Source organism: Pseudomonas sp. Larv2_ips, from assembly GCF_963879675.1.
Taxonomy (GTDB): Bacteria; Pseudomonadota; Gammaproteobacteria; order Pseudomonadales; family Pseudomonadaceae; genus Aquipseudomonas.
In genome coordinates this window covers 86,545-100,911 of sequence record NZ_CAWOAW010000001.1, presented here as the reverse complement: position 1 = coordinate 100,911, position 14,367 = coordinate 86,545, and the positions used below count along the sequence as shown (strand labels likewise).

The following is a 14,367-nucleotide window of genomic DNA, read 5'->3' as shown; positions in this document are numbered from 1 at the left end:
GAGAGGTTTGAACATGTCCAGCACTGGAAAACCGAAGATCGCCATCAGCGCGTGCCTGTTAGGCGAAAACGTGCGCTTCAATGGCGGACACAAACAATCCCTGCTGTGCAGCCAGACGCTCGCTGACTACTTCGACTTTGTGCCGCTGTGCCCTGAAGTTGCAATCGGCCTGGGCATCCCCCGCGAACCGATCCGCCTGGTGGGCGACCCTGCCCAGCCGCAGGCCGTCGGCACGGTGCGCCGTGAACTCAACGTTACGCAGCCACTGGACGAATACGGCCAGCAGATGGCGCTGGAACACACCGACCTGTGCGGCTACATCTTCATGCAAAAGTCGCCGTCGTGTGGCCTGGAACGGGTCAAGGTCTACCGTGAAAACGGCACACCTGTCGACGGCGGCGGGCGCGGCATCTATGCGCAGGCGTTCTGCGCACGCCACCCCAACCTGCCGGTGGAAGAAGACGGTCGGCTGAATGACCCGGTGTTGCGGGAGAACTTCCTGACCCGCGTCTTTGTGTACGCCAGCTGGCAACAACTGCTGGCCGAGGGCCTGACCCGCCACCGCCTGCTGGCATTTCACTCGCGCTACAAATACCTGCTGATGGCCCACAGCCCGGTGCATTACAAAAGCCTCGGCCACCTGCTGGGCAGCATGGGCAAGGACACCCGTCTCGACGAACTGGCCGCCGGCTATTTCAGCGAACTGATGACCGGCCTGAAAAAATGCGCCACCCGCGGCACTCACACCAATGTGCTGCAACACATCAGCGGCTACCTCAAACAGGCCATCAGCGCCGACGACAAGCAGGAAATGCAAACCGTCATCGGCCAGTACCGTACCGGCATCGTACCGCTGGTGGTGCCATTGACCCTGCTCAAACACCACTTCCGCCAACACCCGGACCGTTACATCGCGCAGCAGGCCTACCTGCAACCGCACCCTGAAAACCTCAGCCTGCGTAATGCGATCTGACCCATGAAAAGTACATTATGAAAGCTGACCTGCAAGACGAACCCGGCGAAGACATCGCCCAAGCCCTCCAGGACGGTTGGCTGCCCATTCGCGAAGTGGCGCGCCAGACCGGCGTCAACGCCGTGACCCTGCGCGCCTGGGAACGCCGCTACGGCCTGATCGTGCCCCAGCGCACGCCCAAAGGCCACCGGCTGTTCAGCGCCGAACACGTGCAACGCATCCACACCATCCTGACCTGGCTCAACCGCGGCGTGCCGGTCAGCCAGGTCAAAGGCTTGATCGACTCGGCCCAAGCCAGCCCCGACACCGTCGAAAACGAATGGCACGCGCTGCGCCAGAACCTGGTGAACGCCATCAGCGCGTTGGCCGAGCGCCGGGTCGACGATGCGTTCAACCAAGCCATGGCGTTGTACCCGCCACGTACCCTGTGCGAGCAGCTGCTGCTGCCGCTGCTCCAGGAACTCGAACAACGCTGGCAAGGCCAGTTCGGCGCGCAAATGGAGCGGGTATTTTTCCTGTCCTGGCTGCGCAGCAAGTTCGGTGCGCGCATCTATCACAACAATCGCCAGCTGCAAGGCGCCCCGCTGCTGCTGGTCAACCACTCGGACTTGCCGCTGGAGCCGCATGTGTGGCTCAGCGCCTGGCTGGCCAGCAGCGCCGATTGCCCAGTGGAAGTCTTCGATTGGCCGTTGCCGGTCGGTGAGTTGGCGTTAGCGGTGGAGCACCTGCAACCGCGGGCCGTGCTGCTGTATTCGAGCAAGGCCCTGCAGGTGTCGACGCTCACCAAACTGCTGGGCGGCGTCGATTGCCCGACGCTGATTGCCGGACCAACGGTATGCATCCACCAGGCCGAGTTGGCCGTATTAACCCGTGAAACCCCTGAATTGTTCGTGGCCGAAGACCCGTTGTCGGCCCACTTGATTCTGATCCAGCGTGGACTTCTTTAAATGCATTTGATCTGGCTGCGCACCGACTTGCGCGTACACGACAACACCGCCCTGGCCGCCGCCTGCCAGCGAGGCCCGGTTGCGGCCGTGTACCTGATCACTCCCGAACAGTGGCTGGCCCACGATGACGCGCCGTGCAAAGTCGACTTCTGGCTGCGCAACCTGCAGCACTTGAGCCAGGCGCTCGGCGAGCTGAACATTCCCCTGCTGATCCGCACCACCGCGACCTGGGACCAGGCGCCCGCCGTACTGGGCACGCTGTGTCGGGAGCTGTCGGTCGAGTCGGTCCACGTCAATGAGGAATACGGCATCCACGAAACCCGTCGCGATGCCGCCGTGGCCCAGGCTCTGGAAACCCAGGGCGTGACGTTCCACAGCTACCTGGACCAATTGTTCTTCCAGCCCGGCAGCGTGCTGACCAAAACCGGCACGTACTTTCAGGTCTTCAGCCAATTCCGCAAAGTCTGCTACAGCCGCCTGCACAGCGCCCTTCCCCGCGTGGTGGCGACACCCAAAGCCCAGGCGCCGATCAAGCTGAAAAGCGATCCGATACCTGCACAGGTCGAAGGGTTCGAGCCGCCCGGCGAAGCCTTGCGCGCGCTCTGGCCGGCCGGTGAAGACGAAGCACGCCGCCGTCTCGACGCTTTCGCTGATCAACAAATCAGCTACTACAAAGATGAGCGCGACTTCCCGGCCAAACCCGGCACCAGCCAACTGTCCGCCTACCTTGCCGCCGGCGTAGTCTCGCCCCGCCAGTGCCTGCATGCCGCCTTGCAAACCAACCAGGGCGAGTTTGAAAGTGGCGATATCGGCGCGATCACGTGGATCAACGAGCTGCTCTGGCGCGAGTTCTACAAGCATATTCTGGTCGGCTATCCACGGGTGTCGCGCCACCGCGCTTTCCGTCCCGAGACCGAAGCGGTGGCCTGGCGCGATGCGCCCAAGGACCTCGCCGCCTGGCAGCAAGCGCGCACCGGCTTGCCGATCATCGACGCCGCCATGCGCCAATTGCTCGAAACCGGCTGGATGCACAATCGCCTGCGCATGGTGGTCGCGATGTTCCTGACCAAGAACCTGCTGATCGACTGGCGCGAAGGCGAGCGCTTCTTCATGCGCCACCTGATCGACGGCGATCTGGCCGCCAACAACGGCGGCTGGCAGTGGAGCTCCTCCACCGGCACCGACTCGGCGCCGTATTTCCGGATTTTCAGCCCGCTGAGCCAGTCGGAAAAATTCGACAGCGAAGGCGTGTTCATCAAGCACTGGCTGCCGGAACTGGCGGCGCTGAACAAAAAGGAAGTGCACAACCCCGAGGCGGTCGGCGGCCTGTTTGGCGTGGCCGATTACCCACGCGCTATCGTCGACCTGAAAAAGTCCCGCGAGCGCGCCTTGGCCGCCTTCCGCAGCCTGCCCTCGCGCCAGGGGGATGCCGAACATGAGTGACTTCCTGCACCGGTTCGCCCAGGCCTTTGCGACGCTGGACAAGCACAACCTACACCTGCTCGACAGCCTCTACAGCAAGGACATCGCCTTCACCGACCCGCTGCATGAAGTGCACGGGCTGACGGCGCTGCACCGCTATTTCACCGAGCTGTATGGCAATGTGAGCCAGCTGCGTTTTGACTTTCACGGCTTCGACCAAGTGGCCGAAGGCGAAGGCTACCTGCGCTGGAAGATGAGTTTTTGCCACCCGCGCCTGAACAGCGGCAAGGTGATCCGGGTTGAAGGCTGCTCACACCTGATGTGGCGCGACAAGGTGTACCGGCACCGGGATTATTTCGATGCAGGCGCTCTGCTCTACGAACACCTGCCAGTACTCGGCCGCGTCGTCAGTTGGCTGAAAAGGAGAATGGGATGAGCCTTACACCGCCTCGCCGATATTGGCTGACCGGCGCCAGCAGTGGCATCGGCGCGTCGCTGGCCGTGGAGCTGCTCAACAGCGGCGCCCACGTGGCCCTCAGCTCACGCACGAAAGGCCCGCTGGAAGCCCTCGCCCAACGTTATCCAGGCCAAGTGCTGGTGGTGGCTGGCGACCTGACCAACAGCCAGACCGTGCGTGAGATCGGCGAGCACATCGGCGTGGTCTGGGGCTCCGTCGATACGGTGATTCTCAACGCTGGCACCTGTGAATATGTCGATGCCAAGCAATTTGATGCATCGATTGTCGAGTACGTGGTGCGCACCAACTTGCTGGCCAGCAGCTATTGCATCGAAGCTGCGCTGCCGCTGTTGCGCGCCGGGCATTCCCCGCACCTGGTCGGCGTGGCCAGCGCTGTCACCTACCTGCCCATGCCCCGCGCCGAAGCCTATGGTGCGTCCAAGGCCGGGCTGCGCTACCTGTTCGAATCCCTGCGCATCAGCCTGTCGCCGGAGAACATTGACGTCACGGTGATCAGCCCGGGCTTTGTCGACACCCCGCTGACCGAACGCAACGACTTCCCGATGCCCCTGAGCTGGTCCGCCGACAAGGCCGCCCGGCATATCTTCGCCAAGCTGGCAAAACGTCCGCTGGAAATTGCCTTTCCCGCCATGTTTATCGCCACTTTGTGGCCGCTGTCGAAGCTGCCCAACCGTGCGCAACTGATCATCGGCAAACGCATGTTGCGCAGCCCGCCACCGAAGAGGGACGACCTGTGAAGATCGCCATTATCGGCAGCGGCATCGCCGGGCTGACCAGCGCTTACCTGCTCAGCCGTCGCCACGACATCACGGTGTTCGAAGCGGGCGAGCGCATCGGCGGGCATACCCACACGGTCGACGTCACGGTTGAGGGTAAACGCTACGCGGTGGACACCGGGTTTATCGTGTTCAACGACTGGACCTACCCCAACTTCATTCGCTTGCTGGGGCAGATTGGCGTCACCTTCAAACCCACCGAAATGAGTTTTTCGGTGTGCGACCAAAGCGCCGGATTCGAGTACAACGGCAACAACCTCAACAGCCTGTTTGCCCAACGCCGCAATATCCTGTCGCCAGGGTTCTGGGGCATGTTGCGCGACATTCTGCGCTTCAATCGCCAGGCACCGCTGGACCTGCAGGAACAGCGCATCAGCGCCGAGATGACCCTGGGCGATTACCTCGAAGCCGGCGGCTACGGCCCACGCTTTATCCGGCATTACATCGTGCCGATGGGCGCGGCGATCTGGTCGATGTCCCTGGCTGACATGCTCGGCTTTCCGTTGCAGTTCTTTGTGCGCTTTTTCAAGAACCACGGTTTGCTCTCGGTGAACAACCGGCCGCAGTGGTGCGTGATCGAGGGCGGGTCGAGCAGCTACATCGAACCGCTGACGCGCGGCTTTCGCGAACAGGTGCGCCTCAATTGCCCGGTGCATAACGTCGAGCGTACCGACGACGGCGTTGTGATCCACAGCGCCGCCGGCAGCGAGACCTTTGACCGGGTCGTGCTGGCCTGCCACAGCGACCAGGCCCTGGCCTTGCTGGCCGACCCCAGCACGGCTGAACAGGAAATCCTCGGCGCGCTGCCTTACGCCGACAACGATGTGGTGCTGCACACCGACACGCGCCTGCTGCCGGACCGCAAGCTCGCCTGGGCCAGCTGGAATTATCGGCTGACCGGCGATACCCAAACCCAGGCCGCCGTCACTTACGACATGAACATTCTGCAAGGCATCGACAGCGCCACCACCTTTTGCGTCAGCCTTAACCAGACGCCAATGATCAACCCGCTGAAGATCCTCGCGCGCTTCACCTACGCGCACCCGCAATACAGCCTCGCGGCGGTCGCTGCCCAAGCGCGCTGGGAAGAATTGGCGGGCACGCGCAACACCTTTTTTTGCGGCGCCTACTGGGCCAATGGTTTCCACGAAGACGGCGTGGTCAGCGCATTGCGCGTGGCTCAAGCCTTTGGAGAAACCCTGTGAACAGCGCCCTGTACAGCGGCTGGATCGCCCATCGCCGGTTTGCGCCCAAGGCTCACGCCTTTCGCTACCGCATCGGCCTGCTGTACCTGGATTTAAGCGAACAGGACGAAGTGCTCGGGCTGTCGCCCCTGGCCGGCGCCGGCCGCCTGGCGCCCTTCGGCTTTCGCCAGCAGGATTACCTGCGTGAATTCACGCGCCACGGCATGAGCTTGAGCGATGCCGTGCGCCAGGAAGTTGGCAAGGCACTGGGGCGCGAGCCCCAGGGCGTTATCTGCCTACTGACCCAGGCTCGCAGTTGGGGCCTGGCTTTTAACCCGGTGAGTTTCTTCTACTGCTTCGAGGCCGATGGGCAACTGGCCGCGATCCTGTGTGAAGTGACCAACACCCCATGGCGCGAGCGTTATCACTACGTGCTGCCGGCCCAGGCGCTCGGCGCCGATGAGCATCAGCACTTCGCCGTGGCCAAGGCCTTCCATGTGTCGCCGTTTTTGCCGCGCGACCTGGAATACCGCATGAGTTTCAGCCCGCCCGCCGCCAAGATCGGCGTGCACATGGCCGACTGGCAAGGTGAGCTGAAGGTTTTCGACGCCACGCTGAGCCTGCACAAGGAGGCGTTGAACCGCGCCAGCCTGCATCGCTACCTGTGGCGCTTCCCGTGGATGACCGCCAAGACGTGCCTGGCAATTTACTGGCAGGCCATGCGCCTGTTGCTCAAACGCACACCGATTTTTTCCCATCAGGCCGCCGATGGCGCCTCTCGCACCGCAGTCGGGTATACCAAGGATCGCCGCCATGAAATCCCCTAGCTTATCGGTCAAGACCAATCGCCTGAACGTCAACGGCATGACCAGCGCATTGCTGCGCAAGGCCGTGCTGCGCCAACTCAGCCAACTGCGCCACGGCCAACTGGTGGTGATCGAGGACGGCGAACGCCAAGTGTTCGGCGCCCGCGAAGCGCACCTGCTGGGAGAAATCCAGATCCTCGACTCGGCAGTGTGGGGTCTGGTGGCGGCCAACGGCTCGATCGGCGCCGGCGAGGCGTTTATCCACGGTTACTGGACCAGCCCGGACTTGACCGCCGTGGTGCGCGTGATGGTCAGCAACCTTGAGGTGCTCGACGCCATGGAAGGTGGCCTGGCGCGCCTGGCACGCCCCTTCACTCAAGGCCTGCACTGGCTTAACCGCAATACGCGCAAGGGCTCGCAGAAAAACATCGCCGCCCACTATGACCTGGGCAACGACCTGTTCGAAGAATTCCTCGACCCGACCATGATGTACTCGGCGGCGCAATTTCTGACGCCCGATGACACCCTGGAACAGGCGCAATTGAACAAGCTGGAGCGCATCTGCCAAAAGCTTGCACTCAAGCCCACCGACCATCTGCTCGAAATCGGCACCGGCTGGGGCAGCATGGCGCTGTACGCAGCGCAGCACTATGGCTGCAAAGTCACCACCACCACCTTGTCCAAAGAGCAGTTTGCCTACACCCAAAAGCGCATCGAGGCCCTGGGACTGCAGGACCAGGTGACCCTGTTGTTGCAGGACTACCGCGACCTGACCGGTCAATACGACAAGTTGGTGTCCATCGAGATGATCGAAGCGGTGGGCCATCGCTTCCTGCCGACCTACTTCAAGCAATGCGCGCATTTGCTCAAGAGCGACGGCCTGATGCTGCTGCAAGCCATCACCATTCGCGAGCAGCGTTTTGAGCAGGCCAAGAACAGCGTCGATTTCATCCAGCGCTATATTTTCCCCGGCGGCGCCCTGCCCTGCGTGCAGAACATGCTGCACATTGTCAGCCGCGACACCGACATGAACCTGCTGCACATGGAAGACTTCGGCCTGCACTACGCAAAAACCCTGCGCCTGTGGCATGAGAACTTCCGCCGCGCCCATGGCCGGCTCGCCGAGTTGGGCTACGATGAATACTTCCTGCGCTTGTGGGAGTTCTATTTGTGCTACTGCGAAGGTGGGTTCATGGAACGTACGATAGGCACCGCGCAGTTGCTGCTGGCAAAACCTGCGGCAATCAACCCACCCTTGCTCGGGCGCTTCAGTGCTTAAATCGCTGGCGAACGCCGTACTGTTCCAGTGCGGCTGGTTTGCCTGTGTGCTGGGGGGCGACAGCGGATGGTTGCTGGTGGTCGGTGCAGTGCTGGCCATTCACCTGCTGTGGATAAGTTCATGGTCGCGGGAAGGCCGGGTGATCCTCGCCGTCACGCTGCTGGGCACTGTGGTGGATACCGCATTGCGCACCTTTGGCGTCTTTCATTTCAGTTTTCCGGGGCCGCTGATTCCGTTTTGGCTGGTGCTGCTGTGGGCGTTGCTCGCCACCACGCTACGCCATTGCCTGGCCTGGAGTGCCCAGCCCTGGTGGCGCGCCAGCGTGTTGGGCGCAGTCGGCGGGCCGTTGTCTTATTACGCGGGCAGCCAATTGGCCGGCGTAAGTTTTGGTTACGGCACGGCGCCAACCCTGATCGGCCTGGCGCTGCTTTGGGCGCTGGTGTTCCCGGTGCTGCACTGGATCGCCCGACAACTGGGGCACTGACGTCCGTCAGAGCTTTTACACCTACCTGACACGCTTGCCTTACACTGCGCGCCTATGACCAACATCCCCCACACTCAAATCACCGAACCCGCCGTCACTTGCTCGACGTGCGCGGCCTGCTGCTGCCAATTGGAAGTGATGCTGATCACCGACACCGGCGTGCCGGAGCGCTATATCGATACCGACGACTGGGGCGGCGAAGTGATGCTGCGTCTGGATGATGGCTGGTGTGCGGCGCTGGACCGGGACACCATGATGTGCACGATTTACGAGCGACGGCCGCTGATCTGCCGGGAGTTCGAGATGGGTGCGCCGGAATGCCTGACCGAGCGTGAAGGAATTGCGACGGCGTATCGCTAGCGCTGAACGTTACGAGGATTAAATGTGGGAGCGGGCTTGCTCGCGAAGGCGGTGTACAGTCAATTATTCAGTGACTGACACCCACCCTTCGCGAACAAGCCCGCTCCCGCATTTGGTTTTGCAGGGTTCTGAAAAACTGCGCTGGTTTACAGCGGCATGGTGTAGTGCAGCGCGTAGCTTTCTACGCCGTCGTTATTGCTGCTGATGCCCGCGTTGGAATAGTGCGTGGCACGAATGCCCACCTCATGCCCACCGGTAAAACGCAAACCAAAGCCCAGGCGGTCCTCAAACTGGAAGGACTGGCCGATGTTGTTGTCTTCCAGGCGTGTGCGCGAGAATGCCGCCACCCCGATGCCGGCCTCGATGTAAGGTTTTACCGATGCCCCGGCAAACTCATACACAAACACTGGCGAGAACGACAGGCTGCTGGCGCCCGCACGTTTGTCGCCCTCCCAATAGGTGTAAGCGCCGCTCCAGTAGCCGGTCAGCCGGCCGGTATCGCTCTGCCACCAGCTTTTATCCCAATCCGATGTCAGCCCCAACCGATAGGTCATGGTCGAATCGCTGGTGCTCCCCACACCAAATTCCAGGCCAGCGGCCTGGGCCGAAACAGAGTGTCCTACCACGGCGGCCGCAATCGCAGCCAAACAGAACAAGCGCTTCATAAGAAACAGTCCTTGAGAACGAAGTTGTATGGTTTTGTACAGGCTAACTCGCTATAGAAGCGCGCGCATAGCCAGAAGTTCAGCGTCTAACCCCGGTATTTCACGAATTTTTCACGCGTCGAAGCTTCGCACAACTCCGGGATGTTTCCATAGTGTCGGTAGGATATTTCTTAAATGATCGACGTTACCGCTCGTCCAGAACCGGGCCGGCTCAGGGTTGCCGCGGGCCAACAGGTCACGCTCGCCCAGCAAACGCTTGAGCTGGCGTGCCACGGCAGCGCCGGTATCGATCAGGATGATGCTTTGGGGAAGCATCTGCGCCAGAAGCGGCTTGAGGAAGGGATAGTGGGTGCAGCCCAGAATAATCGTGTCACAACCGGCGCTGAGCAGCGGTTCGACATAGCCGCGCAACATCTGGCGCAGCTCGGGGCTGTCGAGGTCGCCGCTTTCAATCAACTCCACCAGGCCCGGGCACGGCTGGGTGATCACACGCACGTCGGTGGCGAAGCGATCAAGCAAAGCGGCGAACTTGGCACTTTGCAGGGTGCCGGTGGTGGCGAGTACACCGACCACGCCGCTGCGAGTGGCGGCGGCGGCGGGTTTGACGGCGGGTTCCATGCCTACCAGGGGCCAGTCCGGATAGTCCTCGCGCAAATAGGCGACGGCGGCGACGGTCGCCGTGTTGCAGGCAATCACAAACGCCTTGGCGCCTTGCTCGCGGAAAAATTCGGCGACACGCCGGGAGCGCTCAAGAATGAATGCAGGGGTTTTCTCGCCGTAGGGGATATGCCCGCAATCAGCCACGTACAGCAGCGTTTCATGGGGCAATAACTGCTGAATTTCTTCCAGCACGGTCAAGCCGCCGATGCCGGAATCGAACACACCGATGGGCGCGCTCTTAACCATGCTGCGTCCCGCAGACACTGCAACCGGGGTCGCGCTTGACGCGCAATTCGCGAAAACGTGTGGTCAACGCATCAATCAGCAGCAAGCGACCCACCAACGGCTCACCGAAACCGGCCAGCAATTTCAAGGCTTCCAGGGCTTGCAGGCTGCCGACCACGCCAACCAACGGACCGACGACGCCGGCTTCGCTGCAGGTCAGTTCAGTGTCGCTGCCGTGCCCGTACAAACAGTGGTAGCACGGGCTGTCGGCGCGGCGCGGGTCGAACACCGACAACTGCCCTTCGAGGCGAATCGCTGCGCCGCTGATCAATGGCCTGGCGGCAGCAACACAGGCAGCGTTCACCGCTTCACGGGTAGAAAAGTTGTCGCTGCAATCGAGCACCACGTCCACCGCCGCTACTGCTGCGGCCAGTGAATCGGCATCCAGCGCTGCGCGGTGAGCAAGCAGTTTGACTTCAGGGTTGATCGCCGCGAGACGACGCAGGGCCGAATCGACCTTGGTCTGCCCGACGCTGTCGGTGTCGTGGATGATCTGGCGTTGCAGGTTGGTCAGGTCGACGGTGTCGAAGTCGGCCAGGTGCAGCTCGCCCACACCGGCAGCGGCGAGGTACAGCGCGACAGGCGCGCCCAGACCGCCCAGGCCGACAATCAGGGCGCGGGCGTTTTTGAGGCGCAATTGGCCTTCGATGTCGACATGTTGCAACAGAATCTGTCGGCTATAGCGCAACAGCTCCTGATCGGTCAGCACGGCCGGCGTCCCAGGGTGATGCGCTCGTGGCCGCCGAGGTCAAGGCGGCTGTGTACCGCTTCAAAGCCTGCGCCAAGCAACAGGTCACGTACGGCCGCCGCCTGATCGTAGCCATGTTCGAGTAACAGCCAGCCAGCCGCATTCAAGTGGGCTGGAGATTGGGCAATGATCAACCGCAAGTCATCCAGGCCATCATGCCCCGCCACCAGCGCGCTGGCCGGTTCAAACCGCACGTCGCCGGCCACCAGATGGGGATCGTTATCGGCAATGTACGGCGGGTTGCTGATGATCAGGTCGAAGGTTTGGCCTTGCAGGGCGCTGAACCAATGGCTGCTCAACACCGTGGCGTTTTTCAGGTGCAGGCGCTGGCGATTGCGTTCAGCCAGGGCCACGGCTTCGAGCACGCGGTCGACCGCCGTAACCTGCCAGGCCGGACGTTCGCTGGCCAAGGCCAGGGCGATGGCGCCGCTGCCGGTGCCCAGGTCCAGAACCCTGGCAGGCGTGGCGGGCAACAGTTCCAGCGCGGCCTCCACCAGCAGCTCGGTTTCCGGACGCGGGATCAGCGTGTGAGGCGCGACCTCCAGGTCCAGCTTCCAGAAGCCTTGCTGGCCGAGGATATACGCCACCGGCTCACCGCCCCGACGACGTTGCAAATAGTCAGCAAAGGTCAGCGCATGTTCGCTGCTGACGATTTTTTCCGGCCAGGTGTGCAGGTAGCTGCGCGATTTACCCAAGGCTGCGGCCAACAACAACTCCACATCCAACCGCGCAGTGGGCGAGTCGGGCAGGTCGGCGGCGCGCAGCAGGCTTGCGATGATGGTCATTTATTCACCTATCGCAGCCAATTGGTCGGCCTGGTATTCGGCGAGCAACGGTTCGATTACCGCATCCACACCGCCGGCGAGAATCTCGTCGAGGGAGTAAAGCGTGAGGTTGACCCGGTGGTCGGTGACCCGGCCCTGGGCAAAGTTGTAGGTACGGATGCGCTCGGAGCGGTCGCCCGAACCCACCAGCAACTTGCGCTCGCTGGCAATCGCGTTGGCGGCGGCGCTGGTCTGCTGGTCGTTGAGCTTGGCCGACAGCCAGGACATGGCACGCGCACGGTTCTTGTGCTGGGAACGCTCTTCCTGGCACTCCACCACAATGCCCGACGGCAAGTGCGTGATGCGGATCGCCGAGTCGGTCTTGTTGACGTGCTGACCACCAGCGCCCGATGAGCGGTAGGTGTCGACACGCAAATCCGCCGGATTGATCTCGATGGCTTCCTGCTCGTCCGGCTCGGGCAACACGGCCACGGTGCACGCCGAGGTGTGGATACGGCCCTGGGACTCCGTCGCCGGAACCCGCTGCACGCGGTGCGCGCCGGATTCAAATTTCAGCTTGCCGTAGACGTTGTCGCCTTCAACCCGGGCGATGACTTCTTTATAGCCGCCGTGTTCGCCTTCGTTTTCGGACAGGATCTCGACGCGCCAGCCACGGCGCTCGGCGTAGCGCGAGTACATGCGGAACAGGTCGCCAGAGAAGATCGCCGCCTCGTCGCCACCGGTGCCGGCACGGATTTCGAGGAACACGTTGCGCCCGTCGTTGGGGTCCTTGGGCAGCAGCATGCGCTGCAGGTCGCCTTCCAGCTCGGCCAGCTTTTCCTTGGCCTCGCGTACCTCTTCCACGGCCATTTCGCGCATGTCCGGGTCGCTGTCCTTGAGCAGCGCCTGGGCGCCTTCGAGGTCGGCCTGCACTTTCATCAGGTGTTTGTAGGTGGCCACAATGGGCTCAACTTCGGCGTATTCCTTGGAATAGGCGCGGAACTTGGTCTGATCGGAGATGACCTCGCCATCGCCGAGCAAGGCGGTCAGTTCTTCGAAACGGTCCTGGAGCACGTCCAGTTTATTGAGCAGTGACGCTTTCATTGCGGTTTTTTATCCGAAGAGCTATCTGACGCGCCCTCACCGAGGGCAAAGAGTTCCTGGGCCATGGCCAGCGCATCGAGGCGGCCTTCGGCGGTAAGCTTTTTCAACTGAACGCTGGGAGCGTGAAGCAATTTGTTGGTCAAGCCACGCGCCAGTTGCATCAGCACCTCTTCGGCGCTGCTGCCGTTGGCCAGCAGACGCTGGGCCTTGATCAATTCCTCGTCACGCAGGCGTTCGCCTTGCTGACGATACGCCTTGAGCACGTCGACCGCTGCCAGTTCGCGCAGGCGCACCATGAAGTCTTCAGCGCCGGTGCTGACCATTTCCTCGGCGGCCTGGGCGGCGCCCTGGCGACTCTTGAGGTTTTCGGCAACCACTTCGTGCAGATCGTCGACGCTGTAGAGGTAAACGTCGTCCAACTCGCCGACTTCCGGCTCGATATCGCGGGGAACGGCGATATCCACCATGAAGATCGGTTTGTGCTTGCGCAGCTTCAGCGCGCTCTCGACCGCGCCTTTGCCAAGAATCGGCAACTGACTGGCGGTGGAGCTGATGACGATATCGCTGCGCACCAGTTCAGCCGGGATATCCGACAGCAGCACCGCATGGGCGCCAAACTGCTCGGCAAGAATGCTCGCGCGTTCCAGGGTTCGGTTGGCGACCACAATGCGCTTTACACCCAGGTCGTGCAGATGACGCGCCACCAGGGTGATGGTTTCCCCGGCGCCGATCAGCAGGGCCTGGCTGCGCTGCAAGTCGCTGAAAATCTGTTTGGCCAGACTGACGGCGGCAAACGCCACGGACACCGGGTTTTCACCGATGGCGGTGTCGGTGCGCACCTGCTTGGCCGAGTTGAAGGTGGCCTGGAACAGCCGCCCCAACAGTGGCCCCACGGTGCCGGCCTCGCGGGCCACGGCATAGGCAGATTTCATCTGGCCAAGGATCTGCGGTTCGCCCAACACCAGCGAGTCGAGCCCTGAGGCGACGCGCATCATGTGACGAACTGCCGCATCCTCTTCGTGCACATACGCACTGGCGCGCAGGTCATCGAGGCTCAAATGGTGATAATCGGCCAGCCAGCGCAGCACCCCATCCGCTGAAAGATGTTCCTGCTCTATATAAAGCTCACTGCGATTGCAGGTCGAAAGGATCGCAGCTTCGCGGCTGTCGGTGAGCCGGCAGAGCTGCTGCAAGGCCTCAACCAACTGCTCTGGCGTAAACGCCACGCGCTCGCGCACGTCTACGGAAGCAGTCTTGTGGTTAATACCGAGTGCGAGGAAGGCCATTCAATATCGCTGATGATGTCGGGAAGCCGACAATTGTCCTACTTCGAATGATTCAGAACAACCACCGTAGGCTATTGTCCTAATGCCTTGTGTCTATAAAGGCGCCAACTGAGACTCGGTTATGTTTGGCCGAAGGCTTGTGTCAT

General features: G+C 62.0%; 16 protein-coding genes. 10 read left to right on the top strand and 6 right to left on the bottom strand.

Translation table 11 applies throughout. The features are described 5' to 3' along the window. Window positions 1-13 precede the first annotated feature (13 nt). From AACV02_RS00470 to AACV02_RS00425, 10 genes are read left to right on the top strand one after another with little or no spacing between them, the layout of a single operon-like run. Window positions 14-973, top strand: coding sequence for a YbgA family protein (locus tag AACV02_RS00470; protein ID WP_119736486.1), 960 nt, complete (start codon window positions 14-16; stop codon window positions 971-973). Window positions 974-990: 17 nt separating this feature from the next. Continuing rightward, on the top strand, window positions 991-1,920 hold the full coding sequence (locus tag AACV02_RS00465; RefSeq protein WP_119736484.1) for a MerR family transcriptional regulator: 930 nt from the start codon (window positions 991-993) through the stop codon (window positions 1,918-1,920). Further along, complete coding sequence (phrB, locus tag AACV02_RS00460; protein WP_119736482.1) at window positions 1,921-3,363, top strand: deoxyribodipyrimidine photo-lyase; 1,443 nt, start codon at window positions 1,921-1,923, stop codon at window positions 3,361-3,363. Further along, window positions 3,356-3,778, top strand: coding sequence for a nuclear transport factor 2 family protein (locus AACV02_RS00455; RefSeq protein WP_119736480.1), 423 nt, complete (start codon window positions 3,356-3,358; stop codon window positions 3,776-3,778). The genes phrB and AACV02_RS00455 overlap by 8 nt, the downstream gene beginning before the upstream one ends. Further along, a complete protein-coding gene (locus AACV02_RS00450; protein WP_119736478.1) occupies window positions 3,775-4,557 on the top strand; it encodes an SDR family NAD(P)-dependent oxidoreductase in 783 nt (260 codons plus the stop codon). The genes AACV02_RS00455 and AACV02_RS00450 overlap by 4 nt, the downstream gene beginning before the upstream one ends. After that, window positions 4,554-5,801: an NAD(P)/FAD-dependent oxidoreductase gene (locus AACV02_RS00445; RefSeq protein WP_119736476.1), complete on the top strand. Its 1,248-nt coding sequence runs from the start codon at window positions 4,554-4,556 to the stop codon at window positions 5,799-5,801. Before AACV02_RS00450 ends, AACV02_RS00445 begins: the two co-directional genes overlap by 4 nt. Further along, a complete protein-coding gene (locus AACV02_RS00440) occupies window positions 5,798-6,607 on the top strand; it encodes a DUF1365 domain-containing protein (RefSeq protein ID WP_119736473.1) in 810 nt (269 codons plus the stop codon). Before AACV02_RS00445 ends, AACV02_RS00440 begins: the two co-directional genes overlap by 4 nt. Continuing rightward, complete coding sequence (locus AACV02_RS00435; protein WP_106578565.1) at window positions 6,594-7,865, top strand: SAM-dependent methyltransferase; 1,272 nt, start codon at window positions 6,594-6,596, stop codon at window positions 7,863-7,865. Before AACV02_RS00440 ends, AACV02_RS00435 begins: the two co-directional genes overlap by 14 nt. Further along, window positions 7,858-8,349: a DUF2878 domain-containing protein gene (locus AACV02_RS00430; RefSeq protein ID WP_119736471.1), complete on the top strand. Its 492-nt coding sequence runs from the start codon at window positions 7,858-7,860 to the stop codon at window positions 8,347-8,349. Before AACV02_RS00435 ends, AACV02_RS00430 begins: the two co-directional genes overlap by 8 nt. Window positions 8,350-8,403: 54 nt before the next feature. Then, the gene (locus tag AACV02_RS00425; protein WP_016977069.1) at window positions 8,404-8,709 is read left to right on the top strand and encodes a YkgJ family cysteine cluster protein; all 306 of its coding nucleotides are present in this window, start codon (window positions 8,404-8,406) and stop codon (window positions 8,707-8,709) included. Window positions 8,710-8,855: 146 nt separating this feature from the next. Here the strand turns inward: AACV02_RS00425 and AACV02_RS00420 are convergent, their stop codons facing one another. The 6 genes from AACV02_RS00420 to hemA form a co-directional block, all read right to left on the bottom strand. After that, a complete protein-coding gene (locus AACV02_RS00420) occupies window positions 8,856-9,374 on the bottom strand; it encodes an acyloxyacyl hydrolase (RefSeq protein WP_106578563.1) in 519 nt (172 codons plus the stop codon). Window positions 9,375-9,485: 111 nt separating this feature from the next. Further along, window positions 9,486-10,280: a glutamate racemase gene (gene murI, locus AACV02_RS00415; RefSeq protein WP_119736469.1), complete on the bottom strand. Its 795-nt coding sequence runs from the start codon at window positions 10,278-10,280 to the stop codon at window positions 9,486-9,488. Next, window positions 10,273-11,028 carry a molybdopterin-synthase adenylyltransferase MoeB gene (gene moeB / locus AACV02_RS00410; protein WP_119736467.1) on the bottom strand — a complete coding sequence of 252 codons (756 nt, stop codon included), beginning with the start codon at window positions 11,026-11,028 and terminating at the stop codon, window positions 10,273-10,275. The genes murI and moeB overlap by 8 nt, the downstream gene beginning before the upstream one ends. Beyond that, window positions 11,022-11,852 carry a peptide chain release factor N(5)-glutamine methyltransferase gene (gene prmC, locus AACV02_RS00405; RefSeq protein ID WP_119736464.1) on the bottom strand — a complete coding sequence of 277 codons (831 nt, stop codon included), beginning with the start codon at window positions 11,850-11,852 and terminating at the stop codon, window positions 11,022-11,024. Before prmC ends, moeB begins: the two co-directional genes overlap by 7 nt. Continuing rightward, on the bottom strand, window positions 11,853-12,935 hold the full coding sequence (gene prfA, locus AACV02_RS00400; protein ID WP_119736461.1) for a peptide chain release factor 1: 1,083 nt from the start codon (window positions 12,933-12,935) through the stop codon (window positions 11,853-11,855). Then, window positions 12,932-14,221: a glutamyl-tRNA reductase gene (gene hemA / locus AACV02_RS00395; RefSeq protein ID WP_106578558.1), complete on the bottom strand. Its 1,290-nt coding sequence runs from the start codon at window positions 14,219-14,221 to the stop codon at window positions 12,932-12,934. Before hemA ends, prfA begins: the two co-directional genes overlap by 4 nt. Window positions 14,222-14,367: the final 146 nt, after the last annotated feature.

Bases quoted from the DNA above. Each gene is read 5' to 3' on its own strand.
- AACV02_RS00450 (WP_119736478.1), top strand. From the start codon at position 3,775: ATGAGCCTTACACCGCCTCGCCGATATTGGCTGACCGGCGCCAGCAGT.
- AACV02_RS00420 (WP_106578563.1), bottom strand. From the start codon at position 9,374: ATGAAGCGCTTGTTCTGTTTGGCTGCGATTGCGGCCGCCGTGGTAGGA.
- hemA (WP_106578558.1), bottom strand. From the start codon at position 14,221: ATGGCCTTCCTCGCACTCGGTATTAACCACAAGACTGCTTCCGTAGAC.
- prmC (WP_119736464.1), bottom strand. From the start codon at position 11,852: ATGACCATCATCGCAAGCCTGCTGCGCGCCGCCGACCTGCCCGACTCG.
- AACV02_RS00435 (WP_106578565.1), top strand. From the start codon at position 6,594: ATGAAATCCCCTAGCTTATCGGTCAAGACCAATCGCCTGAACGTCAAC.
- AACV02_RS00470 (WP_119736486.1), top strand. From the start codon at position 14: ATGTCCAGCACTGGAAAACCGAAGATCGCCATCAGCGCGTGCCTGTTA.
- prfA (WP_119736461.1), bottom strand. From the start codon at position 12,935: ATGAAAGCGTCACTGCTCAATAAACTGGACGTGCTCCAGGACCGTTTC.
- AACV02_RS00465 (WP_119736484.1), top strand. From the start codon at position 991: ATGAAAGCTGACCTGCAAGACGAACCCGGCGAAGACATCGCCCAAGCC.
- AACV02_RS00455 (WP_119736480.1), top strand. From the start codon at position 3,356: ATGAGTGACTTCCTGCACCGGTTCGCCCAGGCCTTTGCGACGCTGGAC.
- phrB (WP_119736482.1), top strand. From the start codon at position 1,921: ATGCATTTGATCTGGCTGCGCACCGACTTGCGCGTACACGACAACACC.
- murI (WP_119736469.1), bottom strand. From the start codon at position 10,280: ATGGTTAAGAGCGCGCCCATCGGTGTGTTCGATTCCGGCATCGGCGGC.
- AACV02_RS00425 (WP_016977069.1), top strand. From the start codon at position 8,404: ATGACCAACATCCCCCACACTCAAATCACCGAACCCGCCGTCACTTGC.